Genomic DNA, 22,271 nt, shown 5'->3' with positions numbered 1-22,271 from the left:
TTCGGTAGTGAAGTATAAAGAATTTATTTATAAATTTAGATATTGTACATATGGATACGATACGTATTGATTTGTTATTTTAAAATAAACTTGCATATATTATTTTAAATAATATCGTAAATACGAATTTTATAATTTTTTTATAAATTAACATAATAATAATTATGTAAACTATTAATTACAAAAAAAGAGAATGTTTATATTTCACATTCTCCTACTACATTATAAATGAAATTTTGTAGTCGCATGTTATATTTACTACTTACTTCCCACCGGCTTGACGAGAATTGTAAAATTCTACTGCTTTTTGAACCAACTGTTGCATCGAACCGAAAGAAGTACTTTCTTTCACCTGATTATCTAGTTGACCTTGCGGTACTTCTTTTACTTTATCTGCTGAATCTGTAGGAGATCCAACGCCTGCTTTTTGCAACAATTCTCCAATCGATTGAAATGGAGTATGCTTTTGCATAAACTCAGGAGTAAGTAATTTGTCCAATGGAAGTTTTTGTACAATTTGATCTAATGGTAAATTTTTAGCTATTTCCATCAAACCACCTGGTGTTTTCGCTTTTTCAATCATTCCTTTAAGATCGCCCATTCCACCTAAATTAAATCCCATAATTATATCCTCCTTTAAAAATATCATTTGATTAGCTTTTCAGCTAGATTGTATGCATGTGTAAAAACAGACAATAATGAAGTATGTCTTCTTGCTTATTACCCTAATCTATAGCTTGTGATTGATGAATCATATGAAGTCTAGTAATATGTAAAACAGCAACATTTCTATTAGTTTACGTATTATTTATTATGTAAACTGATATGCAAAAAACAAAAGCTAATAGAGACAGCTAAATAAATAACGTTTATGTGTATAGGATTTCGCATTTCCTGTTATTCATTTAGTTGTAATGATTATATAATTTCCAAAACGCGCTCCCATGAGTTCAAATACTCCAATTCTTCTTCTACTCGTTGCTTTTCTTCCGAATCCATATCTTCTTGATTACTGAACTCTTCTACCTCTGCAAATTCATTATTCATCAAAGGGGTAAATAACCAGATGATTTTATCCGATATCTCTTGTTGTTGATCGTTATATTGATTCTCTGCATTATAGATATGACTCATTGTCTATCCATCTCCTTCTGCACGCTTTATATTTATGTCGACACAAAACAACATTCTTATAAGAAGATCCAGCAAAATAGTTTTTTTCTTTTTTATATCATAATACAATCCCCTCTTTTTCAAATCGGCTCAGAGGATGAATTATGAACTACAAAATATCATCCTCTAGATGGAGTTAATTTTTGCAATCTCCTTTGTTAAGATAATCCTCAAAAAAGAGATAATGAATGTGATTGAAATTAGTCATCTTTAAAGTGTAAAAATAGCTCAGATTATTAGTTTACATAATATTAATTATGGAGCATTATAAATTTGTAGAGTTTTTTGGGTATTTCGTATATGGAATTTAGTGTTAAATAAAATCAAAAAATCACGTAATTTAACACACAATAGTGGTCGACTGGATTACTTTTAATAGATTCTAACAAAAACAGCGTATAATTTATATTATACGCTGTTTTTTGATTGCTTAAGTTTAACTCCTAATAGCATTGCATTTAAAAAGCTCACTTTATTATCTTTTAGCTTTTTCCAATCAGAGTTTTCTTTGTTAAAATGTCCTATACTTAAAACTTCATAAACAAATACCCAGTTTTCTTGAAAATCTTCTTTATTCTCAAGTAGCTCCTTAGCGAGATTTTTAAATACCTTTATTTGCTTCTTATTATCTGTCATATCACTATTACAACAATATAAATAACCCAATAAATTTAAAATAGCATGATTAGAATTTCTAATTTTTTCAAAATCAATAGATTTAATTTCGAAGTTGTACTTTATAGAAAAAAATAAAGCATAACATACACTTTCATAATTATTACTCATAAAGCCTTCTTCATAAATTATATTTGAGAATCGGGAAATGATATTAGAATCTAATTCTTGCTCTTCAAATATATAATTATCAATAAGTTGTATTAAATAGGGATAAATAACTGCTAAATGTAAAACTTTTTTCACATAATATTTTTTAGCATTTTTAGATAGCTTCTTTTTATGAAAAATTTTAATCATGTAATTTAAAATAGCTGCATTGTTATTATTAGAATGTAATGCATGTATTGCTGTATTAATTAATAGCTCTGTATTTTTATAATCCCAGTATTCCTTTTCGTTAATTGATAATGCGTTTAACTTACTGATCCAACTTTCTGTTGAAGGTATAGGCAAAACTGATATTGTAGTTTTTTTATGATTTAAAATCAAATTAAACTTTTTCAAAGCCTCGTTTATATCTACTAAAAATTTTTGTGCTTCATCATAATTTTTAACATAAAAAGTATAATCATCAATATTTCTAAAATACTTCCATCTTTTATCTATAAGGACTTTATCGATACATACTAATACTATCTCAGATAAAAGGTTAGAAGTATGAGGACCAATTAATATTCCATGTGTTTCTCCATTTTTAATATTTCTAACATGAAAATCTAGTTTATTAAACCAATGTTCTTCGCTACGGTTTTTTTAGCTATTTCTTTTCCGGCTAATGCCCAGGCTAAAGAATGAGTATAAATACTAGGAAAACAAGTAGATATGTCAACATTAACAATATATTTTGAACCGATGAGAAAATCTTCATTTTCCACTTCACCATCAATTTTATAGTTTTTATAATTCATTTTAAAAACTATTTTTGTATCTTTCATCTTTCTAATATGTAGCCTGCTAACTTTAATTGCTTGATCATGCGTTTGATCTTCAAAAAAACCTTTTAATTTATTCCAATGGTTTTTTATGAATAAACATAATTGATAATAATTCATTGGATTTGGTATTCCTATACTTCTAGGAATATTAATATTTCTCATATTTTCATATCTAATAAAATTTGTTTCTCTAGGTGTATTTTCAAATTTAGGATTAAAATCTTTGCAGTATTCATAAAAAGGAATTCCATCAAATATGGGTGGAAGTTTCTCACTGAATAATCCATACCCTAACAAACCTTCAAAAATATCTTCATCATTCAGTTCATTCATAAAATCAGAATATTTTTGCAATAATAACACCTCTATCTTTATTAATTTAGTTATTTATAATTAAATAATTATTACAATATCATCTTAAATTTATTAACATATTCAAATTAAAATTCCAACATTTTCTAAATAATTATAGTATAGCTCTTAAAACCAAATAATACTATGTAAAAGATATAATCATTATTAAAAAAAGCGACTATCCGCATATGTTCTTTATATCGGATAGTCGCTTTTTATGCTATTGATACATCATAGATATTGGGTATACTAATTACTCATCGGCTCCAATATTCACTGCACTGCCAGATACTCGATTTTGCCCGTCAATATCAGCAGTTCCGATAATCCCTGTATCCGTTGATCCTTTATCTACAGCAGGTGAAGTTGTCTGAATATGATAATTATCTGCACTTACATCTACAAACTTAGGATCTGCGAAGATGGAATGAGCATCATTACCTGATCCTGACTTGTAAGCCGCAAATCCATTGTACTCTTTGTTTTTCCAAATCCAAAATGTAGAATCACTATTACCTGAAGCAAAGTACAAATTGTAGTCGACTACGTTGCCTGAATTTTTGGTATATGGATTTGTGATTAAAGCATTCGAAGAACCAGCTACCATAATATTGTTTTTGATAATATTATTGGAAGTATCGTATTGTACTAATAATTGTCCATTATCGTCACCTAAGGTATCGTTTTTGTACAGCGTGTTATTCACGATTTTGGAGTTAGTGGTTGAACCACGACCTGTATCATATCCACCCATCGCAATACCTGTTAAGCGGTTTTTGTAGACCATATTGCTACGAACTGTAATGTTGTCAGTTGCTTTGCCTGCATGCTCAGAAGCAATTTCGATACCGATATCGTTATTGTAACTATAGTTACGCTCAATAATCGTATCTTTTCCACCATCTACATAAATACCATCTGCGGAATTGGTGTTATTAGGTACAGGGCCATAAGATACATTATTATTAGACGTAATATTATACACTTTATTACCTTGAATCAATCCATTACGAGCTTGATCGTAAGCAACGGTTGGAGACTTGCCTTCGAATCCAATCACATCAATCCCAATGTTGTCGGCATCATGGATCGTATTATTGAGGATTGAAAATGTATCTACATTCCCGTTTACAACTAATGCTTCACTTGTACCTAATACTAAATTATACAATTCATTTCCGCTAATTGTCAGATTATTGATGGAAGCTGGAGCTTGGGTTCCATAGACAGCGATACCATGAGCATCCCGTCCTAACCAGATGTCTCCACTTGATGTAGATGTAGGTGTTGCTGTACTTTTGATATCATGGATCTTATTATTGAGGATCTTAATATTGCTTCCTTTGCCATGAACATAGATACCAATTGGTAGCAAATCTTTGGTCGCTGTTTTATAATTGCTAAGTTCTAACCCTTGAATAGTAATGTAATCGGCATTTTGAATATCGATTAATCCTTCTAATCCTGTAACACTTAATCCTGATCCATCAATGATAGGTTTTTCAGAAACATAGTTGCTAAACGTGATCGCTCCTGTAGAAGAGCCTGACTTGGTAATTTTCAGCTTCTGATTATACGTGCCTCCACGAATATAGACCGTACTTCCTGCTGTAGCTACATCTGCTGCATGTTGCAGTGTTTTCCAAGGAGCATTCAATGTTCCTGCATTAGAATCACTACCACTGGTGGATACATAATATTGCGTTTCTGCAGCTACCGCTTGAGAAGTATTCCACTGAATACCTGTGGTTACTAACAACACCATACTTGCGCCTAGCACTACTTTTTTGATGGACTTGAACACTTCATCATCAGCTCCTCTGAAATAGTGAATTGCGATACATTAACGTTGTTGCTTACCCCTTGTATAGCAGCATAAGTATTACAAGCTCACCCCCTTTAAAAAATAAACACATTAAGAATGACTCATCTGTATATGGTCTATCTGTTGTAAAGTTGGTAAAGCTCCTGTACCACCTATGCCTTGAGTAGATAAAGCACCACAAGCATTGGCGAATTCTAACAAAGTGGCTCTTCGATAGCCTTGCAAATATCCATAAATGATCCCGGCATTGAAGCAGTCTCCTGCTCCTGTCGTATCAATAGGCATTACCGGATAAGAGCGAATCGTAAGTGGTTGCTTGGTTGCATCAACAAGTAACGAACCTTGAGAACCTAATTTTACGATCATATCACCCATAAGATCAGGTAATTGCATAATAACCTCTTCCATATGTGACGTATTATAAATATGCAGTATCTCTTCTTCACTTGGAATAAACAAGTTAGTGTATGTTAACAATTGTTCGATTCCTGAACGATCCCATAGATTACGAATGTCCCAACCAGTATCAAAAGAAGTGCTTACGCCTAGTCGCTGTGCCTGTGCAAACAATGTTGACCAATGTTCTCTCATCTGATCTTGTAGATAGTAGGAACCGAAATGTAGATGGTCAGCCTCACGAAGTAATGATTCTGTTACCATATCAGGTGTAACACACGGAATACTTCCCGGATAGGTGACAAGACCCCGATCCGATGAAGTGGAAAATGATAATGTGACTCCTGTTTTGATATCGGAACGTATGTGAATATGGTCTGTATTTACACCCATTCGCTGTAATTCTTGTATACAAAACTCTCCAAAATAATCTGCTCCCACTACACTTACAAATTTCACTTCAACGCCCAGACTAACAAGTGCACAAGCCGTAATCGCTGAAGATGACCCCAAAACGATTTCGAATTGATTGGCTACCTTTTCTCGATTCCATTCCGGTACAATATCTTCTCCAGTTAGAATCATATCGACATTCAATTCACCAACGACAACAATACTAGCAACAGGTGTATGTGATGCTTGAGTATTCATCATTATTTCATATTCGGGATAAATTCCCGTTCCACTTCATATAATTCATCGAACATATTGCTAATTTCTTCAAGTGAACATACGGCTGCTGTTAATGGATCAGACATTAATGCATGACGTGCCATTTCTTTATCATTACCGAGTACAGCACCTACAGCTAGTTCGAAAAATGCCATATTCGAGCGACACAACGCAGCTAAATGTTCTGGTAGACTACCGAACTGACAAGGGTTAATTCCATTACCATCAATCATACAAGCTACTTCGACCACACCATTTTGCGGTAAATTGTGAATAAGCCCTTGATTAGGTACATTGCCATAGATCACTTTAGGTTCATTTTTTAGCATCGCTTCTATAATAACTGCGGCATACTCATTACTATTTTTCAATTCGATAGGTAAAGTACCTTCTAATTGTTTCAAGATGCGCTCATCATTTTCTTTTCTCCAGATAGGCCAGTTGTCTGCATAAAATCCTGTTGCACCGTTATATCCTGTATTACAATGCTGATCTATTAACTCCTGACGTTTACGATAATAAGGAATGTATTCAGAAAAGTGTCCGCTGGATTCCGATACAAAAGCACCTAAATACTTCATTGCGTCTAAGCGTACAGGATCTTGACGCAGTAGCTCTTCGTCTTTTATTTTTTCCAGTAATACAGGGTACAAGTCTTGACCTTTATGCTTAAGTTCAACGAACCATGACATATGATTAATACCACCTGCTCGCCATTCTAATTCGTTGTAAGGTACACCTGCATACTCTGCTAATTGACTGGATGTGTTCTGAATCGAGTGACACAGACCGACTACCGGAAGTTCTGTAATCCGTGAAGTCAGTAAGGTGACTGCTGACATCGGATTCGTATAATTCAAAATGGTAGCATGAGGAGCAAGGTCTTCAATATCTCTCACAATATCGATCCAGCTTGGCAGCGTCCGCAACGTTTTGAACAAACCGCCTGGTCCAAGCGTATCTCCTATACACTGATTTACATTATATTTAAGAGGAATTTCATACTCGTACCTTACATTTTGCAGTCCACCGACTTCAATCTGATTAATAACAAATTGAGAGCCGCCAATGACTTCACGCCGATCTGTAGAAGCGATAACTTTCCAACGATTGCCTGTCATTTCGATCAACTTTTCGACCATACGACGAGCAATATCTAGACGCTTTGCATCAAGATCGACCAAAGCGATCATGCCTCCATCGATTCCTTCGATTTTTAGAATATCTGTAGTGATATCTTGTGTAAAAGCACTACCTGCGCCAATAATAGATATTTTTGTCATTATAATTCTTCCTCTCTGCATGTTTATGATGATGGAATATTGTTATTTCATACCTGTCATGGTTAAACCTTTGATAAATTGCTTTTGGAAAATAAGAAAAACAATCATGACAGGTAAAGTAATTAAGACAGCAGCAGACATCACAACATTGTAATTGACCACATGAGTTCCGTTAAAATACACAAGTGCCAGAGGTACAGTCATATGATCGGTATCATTCAGTACGATTAACGGCCATAGATAATTGTTCCACGCATTCATAAATGTAAAGATACCAAGCGCTGATAGCATCGGCAAAATAAGAGGAGCAATAATTCGAATCATCAATCGTAATTCACCAGCCCCATCTATTCGCGCAGCATCTAGCAAGTCTTGCGGGATATCTTCAATAAACTGTTTGGCTAAGAACACTCCATAAGAACTAACGAGATTAGGCAAAATAATAGCGGCTAAATGATCAATCAATCCAAGTCTTGCAGTGATCAGATATGTGGGAATCATAATCACTTGAAAAGGAATCATCATGGTTGCCAGAATCAATACAAATAAAATGCGTTTACCTTTAAATTGATGCTTAGCAAAAACGTAACCTGCAAGTGCACTTGTAAATAGTGTAATAATGGTGATAATAACTGCTGAAATAGCACTATTCCACATCCATTTCACAAAGGGAGCATCTTTAAAAACAGTGAAATATCCTTCTAATGTTGGATGATTAGGAAAGAAACTTCCCTGACCTGACATGATATCCATATTGCTTTTGAAAGAAGATACTACCATCCATAGATAAGGAACCATCATTGCCACCGCTGTCACGATTAGAAACACCAATACGATCGAATCCAACCATGGACTTTTTCGTTGCATCTGTATCTCCCCCTCTTATTGTTCCCAGCTAGCACGTCCTAATCGGAACTGAATTAACGTTACGATTAAAATGATGATCAGGAATATCGTTGCCATTGCAGAAGCATAGCCCATATTGGAATTGGAAAAAGCCTGATCGTAAATATTAAGCGCTAAGACTCTTGTTTCGTTAAACGGTTCTCCTTTGGTCATAATCTGGAATTGTGGGAATGCTTGAAAATATGAAATCACTGTAGTGATCGTTACAAATAACATAGTTCTACGCAATAATGGCAACGTCACAAAAAAGAACAAATGCCAGCGATTAGCTCCATCCAGAATAGCCGCTTCATAATACATATCAGCAATAGACTCTCTGCCTGCTATAAATAGCACAATATTATAGCCAATATCTGCCCAGAGCGTCATCATAATAACGGATAACAAGGCATACTTGGGATCACTTAACCAGTGAACAGGAGCAATATGTAGCTGACCAAGAATGACGTTGAACAATCCACTGTCATAATTCAAAATAGTTGTCCAAACAATAGCTGTTCCCGCTAGTGGAGCAATAGCTGGTAAAAAGAACAAGGTACGAAACAAATTTTTAAGCCATTGTATTCGTATTGCATAGATCGCACTTGCAATAATCAATGTAATCACAATATTGCTGATCACAGTAATACCAACGAACTTAAAAGTGACCCAGAGCGATTTTAGAAAGACTGCATCTTGAAGTAACAATGTATAATTTTTCATTCCTGTAAAAACAGCATGATTACTGAGCGGACTATAATCATAAAAAGATAACAACAAACTCCAAGCAATCGGCAGAAAAGCAAATACTCCAAAAAGAAGCAGAATCGGGGCTAGAGCAATACGCACAAACCATTTCTCATTTTGATATGAACGAGTGGTTCCTTTATCGAATGTTCTTTTACTGGTATTTCCAGCTTCGATACTTTTATTCATTCGCTATTCACCTCGACTACTTGTGTTGGTCTTGACTTGAATTGATTGATTGTTCTATATTACTTAGACCCGTTTCGACGGTGATCTGTCCGCTTACAATCAACTGAAAGTTATCATTAATCTGTTTGAAAAAATAATCTCGATCTGCAACAGGGCCAATCCATTGACCATACTTCAAAATATTAAGCGGTGCTTTCATGTACGGATTTTCCTTCAGAAATTTAGGGTTATTTGCGACTTCTTTTTTGGGAGGTACCGTAAATGTACTTATATTCCATTGAAGCAGATTTTCATTTTCACTTAGGAATTGAATAAAATTCAAAGCTTGCTTCTGTATTTCACTTTTACTGGCTACTACTACACCCCATCCTGATTCTGCTGCAAAATAAGGATTCTCATTCGTAAATGAAGGAACAGGTACATACTCAAAGTCTTTTACCTTATAGTTATCCAATCCAGAAGCAACCGTCCAAGGCCCACGATAGGTCATAGCAGAATTGCCACGGAAAAAGTAGTCTGAGCTATCCAATTGACCGCCAAATACAGAGAGATCAGTCACTTTATCTACACTCACTAAAGAAGTAAGCGTATTCATTGCTTGGATAGCTTCTGGAGTTTGAAAGTTTACATGGTTATCTGTTCCCCAGTACTTTCCATTCTGCTGCAAAATCATAGAAAGAAAGGTAAACGTAATATTGTCTAAAGAAATAAAATCAAATCCTTTGATTTGGATACCGTTATCATTACGTACTGTTAATATTTTGGCATTTTCGACTAAATCGTCCCACGTTTTGGGTGGGTACTCTAGCCCTTTGTTTTTGAACATTTCAGGATGGATTAACATACCTCCGTTTTCGAGGTTGTATTCAAGTGGTAAGCCATACAACTTTCCATTGTATTGATAAGCTCCTAATGGTGCAGGATAATACTCTTTACTGATCTTATCGATATTAGGAACTTCGGTCAGTGCTCCATTTTTGCTATACTCAGGAACCCATGTACCAAACATCTCAGCTACGTCAGGAGGGTTTTGTGCAGAAAAAGAAGCTTTAAGTTTTTGATTATACACATCATAAGGAAAAGTCTGAAAATCAATTTCGATATCGGGGTGTTTGGCTTCATAGGCTTGGATCAGCTTGTGATATGCATCATTCATTGCACTTTCTTGATGTGCCCAAAATACGATTTTAGTTTTACCAGAAGAGCCTACATTTTTAGAATTTGATGCACATCCTGCTAGCATCACTGTAATCAAGACTAGTAAGATGAGATAGTTCAAAACCTTAGTAAGCATATCAATGAATTCCCCCTTTCAAATTCAGTAGTCTTACATGCTCTATTGCTATTACATATAACGTATAGACCAAAGTTGGATATTCGATATAAACAACCTTGTCTATACGTATAAACAGCTATATCATCATATAGATATCCCGATCATTAGACTAATTGCAGTTGAACATGTTCTTTCTCACATAATTGCTGTAACCAGGAGTCAGCATGTACATTAGTGATAATGCCGGTCACTTCTTTTAAAGGCATAATCGTAAATAAAGCTGTTTTTTCAAGTTTACTTTGGTCGAATACCGCATACACTTCACTAGAACGTTCACTTAATTGCTGAGCAATCCGTACTTCTAATTCAGAATGCATCGTAAATCCTCGTTCAGATGCGACACCATCTACACCCAGAAACATTTTGCTCAAATTGATCTTCTGAATAACACTTTCAGCTAAAGGACCGATTAATTCATAACTTTGTGAGCGCATTACGCCACCAGTTAGAACCACTTGAATCCCTTCTGCATCTGCCAATTCAAAAGCAATATTGACGGCATTGGTAACCACAGTAATATTTTTATGATGCTTTAATGCCATCGCTATCAAAAAAGTAGTTGTCCCACCTGTAAGTCCAATAACATCACCATCAACGACTAATGCAGCAGCAGCTTCCGCAATTTTTTGCTTATCTGGTTGCTGAGCCAACTGTTTATCGACAAATGGAACTTCATCTTGATTGATTTTGCTTCCACCTTCGTAGACGGCTCCACCAATCGTACGAATAAGCTGTCCTTCTTTCTCCATGAGATCGAGATCACGTCTAGCTGTAGCTTCAGAGCAACCAATAACTCCAGTAATTTCTTGAACAGATATTTTGCCATTCTTTTTGATCATATCCATAATTTTTGTACGTCGTAATTCACTTTTAGAATACTCCATTTCTGCAATCTCCTTTGATTTTTATGAGCATTATTAATATAATTTTGCTCTTTTTAATCATTTTGTATGATTACAGAATGAATTGCAAGCATCTATTATAGGATAATTTTGTTCACCTTTATAAGGGAATGACCTGAACAGCAGATTCTAACTCCAGGTAAGTCGCATAATCCATATCGCCTGCTTTTTCAGATAATGCATTTGCAGTGGCAACAGCAGAAGCTAACTTTAACTGTTGTATAGGTTCATACTGTCTTGATGTTGCAAATGCCATCCCTGCTACAAAAGCATCACCGCACCCCACCGTATTGATGGCTTGAATAGATGGAGATATCACTTGATACACTTGCTTATTAATAATCGCAATAGATCCTTGACTTCCTCGGGTAATGCAAACTTTCTCTATACCACGATCAATTAGAAGCCAAGCGGCGTCAATGTATTGTTGATCCGTAGTCAGCGAAGTATTGGTCCATTGCTCTAACTCTTGTTGATTCGGTTTGATAAAATAAGGCTTAGCTTGGATCGAATCTGTAAAAGCAGCTCCACTTGTATCCAAAAAAGCATGTGCGCCTGCATGCTGTACAATTTCGATGAGTTCAGCATATCCATTCGTCGCCACTCCTTGAGGCAAGCTTCCTGAAAAAACAATAATCGTAGACATCTGTGCAAGTTGCTGTATTTTCTGTTTGATAGCTATCCATTGCGATGAAGAAATGATAAGCCCCGGTTCTAACAATTCAGTAGAAGCATGTTGATTGGATTCATCAATAATATTGAGACATATTCTAGATTCACCCGACGTCATAACAAAATCTGTGCTTATTTTTCGTGCTTGTAGCAAATGGTCTATTATCTGTCCATTGTCTCCTCCTATACAACCAGAAGCAGTCACTTCGCTACCTAACAATTTGATGATTTTTGCTACGTTATTTCCTTTACCACCTGGTTCTGTGAGTACACGTCTAACCCGATTGACCTGATGTGTAGCAAATGAATCCATATAATAGGTTTTATCTACTGCTGCATTTAAGGTCACCGTAGTAATCATTGTAAAACGCCTGCTTTACCTGCCGATCCGCATAGTCCAATTTTTTGCATTGCTAATTGTTTAACCGCTTCTTTAGCAGGAATCATATATTTACGTGGATCATTTTCGGAAGGATTTTCATCAAAAATGTGTTTAATCGCATCTGAGAAAGCGATACGTAATTCAGTAGCTACATTCATTTTGGACATGCCTAGAGCAACCGCTCGCTTCACTTGTTCTGCTGGAATACCTGAACCTCCGTGAAGAACCAATGGAATATCGACCAATGCTGCAATTTTCTCGATTCGTTCAAAATCAATATGAGGATCGCCTTTGTAAATACCATGAGCTGTTCCGATCGCAGGTGCTAATGTAAGTACTCCAGTTTGTTTTACAAATTGTAAACATTCTTCAGGATCTGCTAATAAAGCATCTTGTTCATCGACAACGATATCGTCTTCTACCCCTCCTACTTTGCCAAGCTCTGCTTCTACATTCACACCCGCAGCATTTGCTATTTCCATAACTTTACTAGTGATGGCTACATTATCCTCATAAGGATGCATTGAAGCATCAATCATGACTGAGGTATAGCCTGCTCGTATACACTCAATAATAAGATTGAATTCTGTACAGTGATCCAAATGAAGTGCAATAGGAATAGAAGATTGATTCGCAGCAACTGTAGCTGCTTCGACTAGATACTTCGCACCTAAATGACGAACAGTACCTACTGTCGATTGGATAATAAGTGGAGATTCCATTTCTGTAGCAGCATCTACAACAGCCTGTAGCATTTCCAAAGTATGTACATTGAAAGCAGCTACAGCATAGTGATGTTCTCTTGCCTTTTGGAGCATGACAGTTGATGAAATAATTGGCATATTAGCATCTCCTTAATGATTGAATAAATCATTTAAATTGATTCTTTAGATCATTTTTTTAATTATAATACTCTTAATCAATGATCAAAACAATCTTTTTTTATTATTTTTTGTTAATTTATTTATTTTTTGATTATAAATATAAAAAATAAGCCTAAAATAGATTTATTTGATTGATTTATTCATAATAATGATTGAAAAAATCACACTAAAGAAATATACTATATGGTAAGTACCCATTGTAATGATTATCTTGCAAAATATACTATATGGAGGTTAATTCATGAACTTAACGTATCAGGAAGTGAAAAAGCAATATACAGCCCTACATCAGACATTCAATTATATGTTAGAACATCGTCAAGCTATCCAAGACTTACTGGAACAACTTCATCCTACTTCTATTACCTTTGTAGGTTGCGGTTCTAGTTACTGTTTAAGTGAATCGGCTGCTTTTTCTACTCGTTTGTATAACAATATGCCTGCATCCGCATTAGCAGGGGGCGATCTCATGCTAAATGCAGAGCGATATGCTCCACTTTTGGCAAATACATTATTGGTCGCTCCATCACGCTCAGGGAGTACGAGCGAAATTATAGAAGCTATTCAACGTGTACGTAAACAACAACCTCTTTCTGTTCTTTCTCTATCTTGTGTATCCAATTCTCCTTTATCTACAGAAGCTGATTTATCGTTAGAATTACCATGGGCGTTTGATCATAGTGTCTGTCAGACTCGTACAGTAACAAATTTGTATGTAGCTAATCTATTGATTAATGCTTTTTGGAGTAATAACGAGAAATTAATTGAGGATATTCAAAGTGCGATTCAAATGGGAGAAGCTTATATGGAAAAAGTAGAAGCTTCGATTCGAGAAGTAGCTGATTTCGCATGGAAACGTGTCATTTTATTAGCGGATGGTGAATTACAAGGATTAGCTAATGAAGGTGCAATTGCTATCACTGAAATTGCTCAAGCAGAAGCACATGCTTTTCACTTATTAGATGTTCGTCATGGGCCAATGGTAACTATTGATCAAGATACTTTGGTGATTGCAGCATTAACTGGAGAAGGCACATCGTATCAACACAATCTTATTCAAGATATCCATGCTCGCGGAGCACGGATTATTGCGTCAGCAGATCACTCCAATCGGATTCCAGAGGCATGGGTAAATCTAGGCATTGTTTTAGAACAACCTTTGCATCCAGCAGCTCAAGGGATTCCTTTTATTTTCATCCCACAAATAGTAGCATTAGCCAGTGCAGAGCGTCAGAATATTAATCCTGATCAACCGGATGGATTGGAAGCATGGGTCAAGTTGTAAAGATCGATTTTTGATAGCTATAATGCCTTATATACAATAAAATCAAAAAGAGAACAGTCCTGTATAAGGATCTGTTCTCTTTTTGATTTTACTATTTTGCATGTAGTTTATTTATTTCATATCACACCCAGACCTGCTAATAACGTCCAAATTCCCGATAAAATGATCAAACCCAGTGAATACTTTTTAAATTTCTGTTCATTCAAATACTTAACGGCTTTGACCCCTATCCATGTACCGATTAGCATTACCGGTAACATCCAGCCTAGATATACACTCATTTCCTGATCGATCAATCCACTATATACAAAGGTAATAATCGTCACTCCATTTAATATTACACCCACTAATGCTAAGTTCGCTCGAAACATCTGTTTGGACATGCCTTGATTAGACAACATCAATGCCATCGGAGGCCCACTCACAGATATGCTTCCACTTAATAATCCGCTGATAGCTCCTGCTAAGACATAAGCGACTTTTTCATTAGCAATCGGAATAATTCGTCCACTCATCAAAAATACAGCAAACAAAGTGATCAGTATACCTGTTATAATTTTAAGAGTACTTCCACTAATAATAAGCAGAAACAACGTTCCAACCGGAGCCATAACCACACTTGCAATAATCAATAATCCTATTTTACGGATATTGGTGTCCCTGTAGATAGAGCACAAAACTAACAAGCAAATCAGCATACTTAATATGACAATCATCGGCACGACACGCTGAATCGGTAGAAATAAACTAAGTAATGGCAACGCAATTAAAGCAAATCCAAAGCTAGTTAATCCTTGCACAAAACTTGCAATAAGGATAATCCCTGCACCGATCAACAAAGCATTTATAGTAATCATGTATGCTCCTTCATAATAACTAGATTCTACAGGTTCACAACTTACTTTTTCGATAATGATGATCCCTAAATACATAACGATAATATGAACTGTTTTTTCTTTTAAAATATCAGTTTCTCATTTGCTGTAACTGTTGCAATGCTTCAGTAGCAGATTGTTGAACAGCAGGATTATGATGCAACGTATATGATAATACAACTTGCTTATATTATACCGCTTATAGTATGCATGCTTACTTTTTTAAAATGTAACTGTCCTTTGTCTAAATCCACCAACATCTTTGATTATATTCTAAGGTATACTGTTATAGATTAATGAATAAATAAACTCACTATGATCCAAATAAATCATAACAATAGGCGGGATAATACTATGAAATTAGAGCGATTGATTGCGATGATCTACAAATTGCTTAATCATGAAGTGCTATCTGCTTCTGTATTGGCTGAGCAGTTTCAAGTGTCACAACGAACGATTTATCGGGATATTGATGTACTCTGTGCGGCTGGATTGCCGATTGTGTCTTATCAAGGAAGTAGTGGTGGATATGGGATTATAGATGGATATAAAATGGACAAAAGTCTGCTTGGTGCATATGACGTCGATTCATTAATTACTGTGCTAACCAGCCTTTCCACTGTCTTTCAAGATGAACGTGCCCAAAGTACGATTGAACGTCTACAGACCATTACACCTGAACATCACAATTCTAATTTAGCAATCAATTTCGATACATACCGAACAGAACCTCATGCTCTTGTTTATCTACGTCAAGGGATTACAGATACTAAAGTAGTCCATTTTGATTATATTAACGCCAATAATGAACATACGCATCGGAAAATCGAACCGCTCTGGCTTCATTTCAAATATAGCACATGGTATGTACATGGATTTTGCCAGAATAAACAGGATTATCGGGAATTTCGCTTATCTCGAATGATGAATGTACAGTTAACGACCGAAGATTTTCAGCCTCATCTATGTACTCCACAGAACATTCTACAGACTGAGCCAGAATGGGAAAAGCAATTAAAAGAGATTGTGATTCGAGTAGCCCCTCAATCTTTAGCAGAAGCTCTGGATCAATTTCAGCAAGCAGATAAAACATTTCAGTCTGATGGAAGTATGATCATGCGTATTCCTATCTATAAGCCTCTTGAAGCCAAATGGTTATGGTCGATTTTGCTTAGCTTTGGGAGTGGTGCTGAAGTGTTAGAACCTGCCGAGTTACGAGTCATATTAAAACAACAACTTGAACAAGCACTCCACCTTTATAAAGAAGTATGACACACTGTTGTCATACTTCTTTGGCTATGATGAGAACTGTAATACCATTCATTATCATTCCAAAGGAGCTGTTATTGATGTCTAATAATCCTGTAGAAATGTTCAAGTACCACATCTGGGCAAGTCGTATTATTATGGAAAGAATCCAAGCACTTCCTGACTCTGTACTACACCAGGAGGTGAATAGCTCTTTCCCAACGATAGCGCATGCGCTAAGTCATATGTATGCAGTGGATCGAATGTTTTATCAAGTTTTACAAGGTGAAGAAATGCCGGAAGCCTTACAAGAATGTATGGCTTTGAATCAGACCACACTGACTTCTATCGATGAGTATATCACTCGTTTTGCAGTATTAACGGATCAGTATCAACAATGGCTACAAAGTGGAATAGATGTAGAACAATCTCTTTTACTGAACAATCCTTATGTCGGCCCAAGACAGACGCGCTTAGCAGAAATCTTACTCCATGTAGTAAACCATGGAACATATCATCGAGGAAATATTTCTACTATGCTTCGTCAATTAGGTCATGCTTCTGTAATGAATGATTATCTATTATTCTGGTATCAGGAATCAGCATCATCTATCTAATGATCGAAAGGAACATAATACATTGAATAACATTGACCATCTTCTCACTATACATTCCAGAATAGAATTAAGAGCATGGTTACAACAGCATAGTAATGATATGCCTTATTGTTGGGTGATTGTGAGTATCACACCTGTTCCCGACATTCTACTCTATCTAGATGTGGTCGAAGAATGTCTATGCTTTGGCTGGATCGATGGGGTCAAAAAGAAAATATCTGATACACACTTAGCACAGCGATTATCTCCTCGCAGTCCCAAAAGTTCATGGACTGAATTAAATAAAGAGCGTGTTCGCCGACTAGAAAAGTTAGACTATATGACAGATGCAGGTAGAAAAATATTACCTAATATGAACGAAGACAATTTTGTGATACATCCACATATTCTACAAGCTTTACAAGAAGATTCTGAAGTATACACTCACTTTCTAGCGTTTCCCAGGTCATATCAAAAAATACGAATAGATACGATACAGAGTACGTATCATCAACCTGAAATATTCTATCGCAGACTTCAGAAATTGATAACTAACACCAAAGCAAACAAAATGTATGGTCAATGGCATGACAATGGACGCTTATTAGATGAATCCTGATTGTTTATAAATCATCATTTACTTGTCTTAACTAACCATAAAGTTCTAACTACAAAAACGTGTACTTCCATGTCGATGTCTGACATAAAAGTACACGTTTTGATTTTACGATAAGGGAGCTGACTGTTATACGATCATTTCAACCTATATGAGAATAGGATTGTACTAGATCGATTGGGAATCTATCCAACTTTTCAATTTGGGAAAGACTTGAAGCGCATTATGATAAAACACATTTTCCCACTGAGCTTCTGGTATAAGATTTTTGATAAAAGCAATATAAGCATCTAAAGGTACTAATGGCCAATCGGTTCCAAAGACCAGTCGATCATACTTCTCTGCGAATACGATAGCTCGCTTAAAATGATCAACATACGTTTGTTCACCCATTAGACGATATACTTTGGAGCTATCGCCAACGATCCAACCGGATAGATCAGCATATAAGTTCGGATTTTTTTCAAGCAAAGCCGCGGTATCCATCACCCACGGATCACCTAGATGGCATAACATAAAAGTAATATCCCGATGCTTGAGGAACGTTTCTTCCATTGATAAAGGATGAGAATATTTGAGTAGTCCATGATCTGAATAAGTCAGTCCACCATGAATAACGATAGGAAGTCGATACTTGCGAGCAAGGTCATACACCGGATCATAGATAGCATCACCTACATTATAATGATAATATCCGGCATATAACTTGATGCCGACAACATGATCCCATTGTAAAGATTGCTCGACGGCTTCTAATTGCCCTTCTTCATGGAGAGTCACTGGATTAATACCTATACATGTAAAAAGATTATCTGGCATATGCCCTTTCAAATCCAACAACATCGGATTGCGTGCGGCAGTATCAGGGAAACCGCCAGCAGACGTTTCGGTGACTCCCATACCGACAGCTGCTACTACTTCGGAACGTGCAAATTCGTCCAATAGTCCTTTTTCAGTATAATCAATAGATGCTAACGACTTAGCAGTATCGTAAAAAGAGTCAATTTCGGAAAAATGGATATGTGCATCGATGATTTTCATGGTGTACTCCCTTCTTAATCCGCTGTTACAGGATTGAAATCGAATTGAATATGAAACAGATCCGTTAATGTTGAATCTGGAATATCCATATCCGAAATCATGTAAAACTGTGGTTTACCCCATACCTGTTGCTGATGATTAGCAAAGATTTTCTGAATAACGACAGATGCGATCAGATGTGTATTTACAAAAACAGCGCAAGTCTCATTATCTGGATGATCGACAACGATTAATTGCGACTTCCGTTCATGAGAACCAAAGCGAATGACTTTATCTTTCACTTCGGTTTCATATTGAACTCTACCCGCTTTATAGATGATATTTTCTTTTGCTGTATTTGTAACGTATGCTTTAGCATCTGTGATCTCTTCGCTCACTTTGTAAAAGCTAAAATGATTCGCTCCAAATGGTGCTAACGTTGTTCCTGTTTGTTGATCAAGCTTAATAAAGTGACAAAGCACTGGAACACCCGGAAGCGTGACATAATACTGCTGAATCGATAATCCTTTGAACTTAACATTGTTCTCAATATCAATAGTAATACAGATGCCTGACCATGTATTTCCTAGATTATCTTTGATTTCTGTAAATTCTACAGACCGTTTTTCTTCCAATAATGTTCGCTGCGATAGACCATGCACTTCTAATGAAATACCGCCAATCCACGGATTCCACCATGATCTAGCTACTGGTTGTGGAAATGAAGAATCTAACCATTCTAATCCATCAGATTTAAGTGAAAATAAAGTCGGTGCAAAAGATTGACTGGCTTGAAATTCTAACACACCGTTACGCACCGTATGAATATCTCCATGTTCTGTTGAAATCACTTCTTGAATAATTGCCTGTTCAGATACTGGAAATACCAAACGCTTCTCTTCCAATACATACGAGTCCATATCCAGTTGTAATGTAAGTACATCTATTGTAGAAGATGTTTGTAGAGGAAGTTGCACCTGAAAATCATGTGATTCTAAGGTTTTGGATAATTCATATTGAGTCTGTTCCACACTACCCAACTGAGATGAAATCGAGAGTGTTCCATCTAATATTGCATTTTTGTGCTCTATAATCTGTACATCTACTGATTGCTGGACGAACGGATTGCCTTGATTTAATTTACATTCAAGAGGTGCTGCAGTCGTTGTTAGATTGTGATCTGAACTATTCTGTACCGCAAATTTTCTGAAATCTTGCCAATCATTCCATGTACCGATAGCGAACAGAAGTGCAGGTGTTTCGACTTTATCTCCTGCATTGCTTAAAGACAATGGATGTTCTAATCCATACAGCCAATGATCGGTCGTTAATGTTATATCTTTTGACCATATTACACCGTACGTTGAATCAGAAGTATAGGAAAACAACCAATTTTCTGTAATATCGCTAGCTTGCCAGTAATCTATTGCAGAAGCATCTGAACTTTTAGCTGTATCAATATACTGATTACGGTAAGGAATAATGCTGTTTTCCAACGGGAAACGAAAATGCTCTTTCAAAAATAGCGGCTCACTACGTTCCTGCTCATGTTGATTCTCTATAGTGTAATAACGGCTTATCATACCGTTTGCATACAATGTAACGATCGTTGTTAAAACAACCCCGATATGGTCTACATCGTACCTTGCTTCCATGATCATAGCATCTTCATGATGGAAAGTGACTTGAGACGCACGATTTTTTTGAAATTCATTTTTATAAGGCAGTCCAAATTTAGGATAAAACAGACGAGCAGCTTCTTCTGTACCTTCATAGATCGTAAAATTATTATTGATTTTATTTAAATATACGCTGTATTTACCATTGGCTATCACCCAATCTTTAGCAGTCTCGCCTCCGAATGCGGATTGTATGCCTGGAAATACAAGACTTATGTGTTGCTCCAGTATGCGACTCTCTTCAGTACATTCTGGCTGTGTATAGATTGGAATAGCATGATGCCAGATCCCATATTGAAGTAATGTGGTTGTAAGTGTAACACAGCGACGTGATCGAGCAGGTACTTCAATAGCTACCCTAGTATCTTGAAATGACAAAATATTATCGTTAGGGCATTGCAGGTAATAAGTCATTTGTTGATCGTACTCATTTTCTACTGTTAATTCTAGTGCAACCTCTTCCCCTACTATTAACGAACGGTGAGGAGCTTTTACTTTTAAGCGTACCGGGAACTTGGGTTCAACACCAATTTTGAATACGGCAGATTGCCCGTTAATGATTAATTCTGCTTCTACAACAGGATGTGTCTGAAACGGATCTTGCTCTTCTTCAATCGGCTTAATCTGAAAATGTCCTTCAATCGTAGCTTGTGATTCTACTATTCTGGATTCTTGCAATTCAAAAGCAATATCATCATTAGCAATAGACTTAATCTCAAGCGATAATGGCTTACCTGTTTTGTTAGTCACTTCATAGACGATTGGATAATCGGTTCCAAATGGCAATTGATGAGCAACAGGAATCGTAGCCTGAATCAGATAATCATTCGTTTCAATCAATCGTAGGCCACGACCGGTTCGTTCATATTCCATTTTGAGTTGTAGATCATCTTTGCTCCACTGATATGTGAAATAATCAAACCCGTATTCCTGTCGTCCATCAGGTTCGGTTACAATCTCACGCGTGCTATCGGTATACCAGTCAATCTGTTCAAAATAAGACTGTACTGCTGGTGTCTGTAACACTGCTGGAATCAAATTAATAAGATGTGTTGTATCGTCACGTCGTTCCCAGAAAAATCCTGCTTTTTTATACGTAGGTACAGCTTTGATATTACCCGGCCATGTGTATAAATCTAATCTTGGCCAACCTCGTTGTAATGTTTCTTCGACTGCTCGTAATACTAATCTTTTTCCGATTTTGTATCCATGATAATCTGGACGTACATTCAGTAATGGAATATAAAGTGCTCCTGTGTCTTCTTTATAATGAGAAAAGCTACAGTATCCAACCACTTCATCGTCTTTTACTGCTAGAAAAATATCAATATGTGTATGATTATGGTGCTCTTTCAAAATCATTTCTTCGGTCTGGACCGTATTATCACCGCCCCAACTTTCATGACTGGCATTCCACATCTCTGCAATCGATGCAGCAAAACGTGGCTCGTAGGTTACAATTTGAATAGTATCCATTTGGGTCATTGTCGTGGCTCCTCTTATGTAGATAGAATATCTATATTGGTATACCTAATTATGCAAGTAAGATACAATTGTCGCTCCTTTCTATCGTATTGTCTCTTATCATACTATGTGTTTGAACGATAATCAAAGTGTAACAACCATTATGTGTATATCG

The 22,271-nt window shown here is 36.1% G+C and carries 20 protein-coding genes; 4 read left to right on the top strand and 16 right to left on the bottom strand.

What is annotated here, in order from left to right:
* Positions 1 to 262: 262 nt before the first annotated feature.
* From PQ460_RS11770 to fba, 13 genes are all read right to left on the bottom strand, one after another.
* A complete protein-coding gene (locus tag PQ460_RS11770) occupies positions 263 to 622 on the bottom strand; it encodes a hypothetical protein (protein WP_274172820.1) in 360 nt (119 codons plus the stop codon).
* Positions 623 to 918: 296 nt separating this feature from the next.
* Complete coding sequence (locus PQ460_RS11765) at positions 919 to 1,134, bottom strand: hypothetical protein (protein ID WP_273612490.1); 216 nt, start codon at positions 1,132 to 1,134, stop codon at positions 919 to 921.
* A 447-nt stretch (positions 1,135 to 1,581) separates the two neighbouring features.
* Complete coding sequence (locus PQ460_RS11760; protein ID WP_274172819.1) at positions 1,582 to 2,355, bottom strand: hypothetical protein; 774 nt, start codon at positions 2,353 to 2,355, stop codon at positions 1,582 to 1,584.
* Between the two features lie 212 nt (positions 2,356 to 2,567).
* A complete protein-coding gene (locus PQ460_RS11755; protein ID WP_274172818.1) occupies positions 2,568 to 3,119 on the bottom strand; it encodes an RNA-dependent RNA polymerase family protein in 552 nt (183 codons plus the stop codon).
* A gap of 274 nt (positions 3,120 to 3,393) precedes the next feature.
* Positions 3,394 to 4,905, bottom strand: a complete 1,512-nt coding sequence (locus PQ460_RS11750) for a right-handed parallel beta-helix repeat-containing protein (RefSeq protein ID WP_274172919.1) — start codon at positions 4,903 to 4,905, stop codon at positions 3,394 to 3,396.
* A gap of 150 nt (positions 4,906 to 5,055) precedes the next feature.
* The gene (locus PQ460_RS11745; RefSeq protein ID WP_274172817.1) at positions 5,056 to 6,012 is read right to left on the bottom strand and encodes a carbohydrate kinase family protein; all 957 of its coding nucleotides are present in this window, start codon (positions 6,010 to 6,012) and stop codon (positions 5,056 to 5,058) included.
* Positions 6,013 to 6,014: 2 nt separating this feature from the next.
* A complete protein-coding gene (melA, locus tag PQ460_RS11740) occupies positions 6,015 to 7,316 on the bottom strand; it encodes an alpha-galactosidase (RefSeq protein ID WP_274172816.1) in 1,302 nt (433 codons plus the stop codon).
* A 42-nt stretch (positions 7,317 to 7,358) separates the two neighbouring features.
* A complete protein-coding gene (locus tag PQ460_RS11735; protein ID WP_274172815.1) occupies positions 7,359 to 8,183 on the bottom strand; it encodes a carbohydrate ABC transporter permease in 825 nt (274 codons plus the stop codon).
* 15 nt (positions 8,184 to 8,198) lie between these two features.
* The gene (locus PQ460_RS11730) at positions 8,199 to 9,137 is read right to left on the bottom strand and encodes a carbohydrate ABC transporter permease (protein WP_273612498.1); all 939 of its coding nucleotides are present in this window, start codon (positions 9,135 to 9,137) and stop codon (positions 8,199 to 8,201) included.
* Positions 9,138 to 9,153: 16 nt separating this feature from the next.
* A complete protein-coding gene (locus PQ460_RS11725; RefSeq protein WP_274172814.1) occupies positions 9,154 to 10,431 on the bottom strand; it encodes an ABC transporter substrate-binding protein in 1,278 nt (425 codons plus the stop codon).
* 146 nt (positions 10,432 to 10,577) lie between these two features.
* Positions 10,578 to 11,357, bottom strand: coding sequence for a DeoR/GlpR family DNA-binding transcription regulator (locus tag PQ460_RS11720; protein ID WP_274172813.1), 780 nt, complete (start codon positions 11,355 to 11,357; stop codon positions 10,578 to 10,580).
* Between the two features lie 118 nt (positions 11,358 to 11,475).
* Entirely contained in the window at positions 11,476 to 12,408 is a 933-nt protein-coding gene (locus PQ460_RS11715; RefSeq protein WP_274172812.1) for a 1-phosphofructokinase family hexose kinase, read from the bottom strand.
* The gene (gene fba / locus PQ460_RS11710; protein WP_274172811.1) at positions 12,405 to 13,271 is read right to left on the bottom strand and encodes a class II fructose-1,6-bisphosphate aldolase; all 867 of its coding nucleotides are present in this window, start codon (positions 13,269 to 13,271) and stop codon (positions 12,405 to 12,407) included. Before fba ends, PQ460_RS11715 begins: the two co-directional genes overlap by 4 nt.
* 283 nt (positions 13,272 to 13,554) lie before the next feature.
* On the opposite strand from fba, the gene PQ460_RS11705 reads away from it, so the two are divergent.
* Positions 13,555 to 14,598 carry an SIS domain-containing protein gene (locus PQ460_RS11705; RefSeq protein WP_274172810.1) on the top strand — a complete coding sequence of 348 codons (1,044 nt, stop codon included), beginning with the start codon at positions 13,555 to 13,557 and terminating at the stop codon, positions 14,596 to 14,598.
* A gap of 116 nt (positions 14,599 to 14,714) precedes the next feature.
* On the opposite strand, the gene PQ460_RS11700 is transcribed toward PQ460_RS11705, so the two are convergent.
* The gene (locus PQ460_RS11700; protein WP_274172809.1) at positions 14,715 to 15,455 is read right to left on the bottom strand and encodes a sulfite exporter TauE/SafE family protein; all 741 of its coding nucleotides are present in this window, start codon (positions 15,453 to 15,455) and stop codon (positions 14,715 to 14,717) included.
* A 372-nt stretch (positions 15,456 to 15,827) separates the two neighbouring features.
* Between PQ460_RS11700 and PQ460_RS11695 the strand changes: the two genes are divergently transcribed.
* The 3 genes from PQ460_RS11695 to PQ460_RS11685 all read left to right on the top strand — a co-directional run bounded on the left by PQ460_RS11695 (position 15,828) and on the right by PQ460_RS11685 (position 17,936).
* Complete coding sequence (locus tag PQ460_RS11695) at positions 15,828 to 16,745, top strand: helix-turn-helix transcriptional regulator (RefSeq protein WP_274172808.1); 918 nt, start codon at positions 15,828 to 15,830, stop codon at positions 16,743 to 16,745.
* A 77-nt stretch (positions 16,746 to 16,822) separates the two neighbouring features.
* Positions 16,823 to 17,338, top strand: a complete 516-nt coding sequence (locus PQ460_RS11690) for a DinB family protein (RefSeq protein WP_274172807.1) — start codon at positions 16,823 to 16,825, stop codon at positions 17,336 to 17,338.
* Between the two features lie 22 nt (positions 17,339 to 17,360).
* Positions 17,361 to 17,936, top strand: coding sequence for a YdeI/OmpD-associated family protein (locus PQ460_RS11685; RefSeq protein ID WP_274172806.1), 576 nt, complete (start codon positions 17,361 to 17,363; stop codon positions 17,934 to 17,936).
* Between the two features lie 165 nt (positions 17,937 to 18,101).
* On the opposite strand, the gene PQ460_RS11680 is transcribed toward PQ460_RS11685, so the two are convergent.
* The gene (locus tag PQ460_RS11680; protein ID WP_274172805.1) at positions 18,102 to 18,974 is read right to left on the bottom strand and encodes an amidohydrolase family protein; all 873 of its coding nucleotides are present in this window, start codon (positions 18,972 to 18,974) and stop codon (positions 18,102 to 18,104) included.
* A 14-nt stretch (positions 18,975 to 18,988) separates the two neighbouring features.
* Complete coding sequence (locus tag PQ460_RS11675; protein ID WP_274172804.1) at positions 18,989 to 22,117, bottom strand: GNAT family N-acetyltransferase; 3,129 nt, start codon at positions 22,115 to 22,117, stop codon at positions 18,989 to 18,991.
* Positions 22,118 to 22,271: the final 154 nt, after the last annotated feature.

Origin of the sequence: Paenibacillus sp. KACC 21273 (genome assembly GCF_028736095.1) — a bacterium.
Taxonomy (GTDB): Bacteria; Bacillota; Bacilli; order Paenibacillales; family Paenibacillaceae; genus Saccharibacillus; species Saccharibacillus kyungheensis.
This window is presented reverse-complemented; position numbering and strand designations above follow the sequence as displayed.

Excerpts from the sequence above, each read along its gene's own strand:
- PQ460_RS11745 (WP_274172817.1), bottom strand. The coding sequence starts at position 6,012 with ATGAATACTCAAGCATCACATACACCTGTTGCTAGTATTGTTGTCGTT.
- PQ460_RS11755 (WP_274172818.1), bottom strand. The coding sequence starts at position 3,119 with ATGAATGAACTGAATGATGAAGATATTTTTGAAGGTTTGTTAGGGTAT.
- PQ460_RS11720 (WP_274172813.1), bottom strand. The coding sequence starts at position 11,357 with ATGGAGTATTCTAAAAGTGAATTACGACGTACAAAAATTATGGATATG.
- PQ460_RS11690 (WP_274172807.1), top strand. The coding sequence starts at position 16,823 with ATGTCTAATAATCCTGTAGAAATGTTCAAGTACCACATCTGGGCAAGT.
- PQ460_RS11735 (WP_274172815.1), bottom strand. The coding sequence starts at position 8,183 with ATGCAACGAAAAAGTCCATGGTTGGATTCGATCGTATTGGTGTTTCTA.
- PQ460_RS11765 (WP_273612490.1), bottom strand. The coding sequence starts at position 1,134 with ATGAGTCATATCTATAATGCAGAGAATCAATATAACGATCAACAACAA.
- PQ460_RS11715 (WP_274172812.1), bottom strand. The coding sequence starts at position 12,408 with ATGATTACTACGGTGACCTTAAATGCAGCAGTAGATAAAACCTATTAT.
- PQ460_RS11705 (WP_274172810.1), top strand. The coding sequence starts at position 13,555 with ATGAACTTAACGTATCAGGAAGTGAAAAAGCAATATACAGCCCTACAT.
- PQ460_RS11725 (WP_274172814.1), bottom strand. The coding sequence starts at position 10,431 with ATGCTTACTAAGGTTTTGAACTATCTCATCTTACTAGTCTTGATTACA.
- PQ460_RS11680 (WP_274172805.1), bottom strand. The coding sequence starts at position 18,974 with ATGAAAATCATCGATGCACATATCCATTTTTCCGAAATTGACTCTTTT.
- PQ460_RS11695 (WP_274172808.1), top strand. The coding sequence starts at position 15,828 with ATGAAATTAGAGCGATTGATTGCGATGATCTACAAATTGCTTAATCAT.
- PQ460_RS11700 (WP_274172809.1), bottom strand. The coding sequence starts at position 15,455 with ATGATTACTATAAATGCTTTGTTGATCGGTGCAGGGATTATCCTTATT.
- PQ460_RS11675 (WP_274172804.1), bottom strand. The coding sequence starts at position 22,117 with ATGACCCAAATGGATACTATTCAAATTGTAACCTACGAGCCACGTTTT.
- melA (WP_274172816.1), bottom strand. The coding sequence starts at position 7,316 with ATGACAAAAATATCTATTATTGGCGCAGGTAGTGCTTTTACACAAGAT.
- fba (WP_274172811.1), bottom strand. The coding sequence starts at position 13,271 with ATGCCAATTATTTCATCAACTGTCATGCTCCAAAAGGCAAGAGAACAT.
- PQ460_RS11750 (WP_274172919.1), bottom strand. The coding sequence starts at position 4,905 with ATGGTGTTGTTAGTAACCACAGGTATTCAGTGGAATACTTCTCAAGCG.
- PQ460_RS11770 (WP_274172820.1), bottom strand. The coding sequence starts at position 622 with ATGGGATTTAATTTAGGTGGAATGGGCGATCTTAAAGGAATGATTGAA.
- PQ460_RS11730 (WP_273612498.1), bottom strand. The coding sequence starts at position 9,137 with ATGAATAAAAGTATCGAAGCTGGAAATACCAGTAAAAGAACATTCGAT.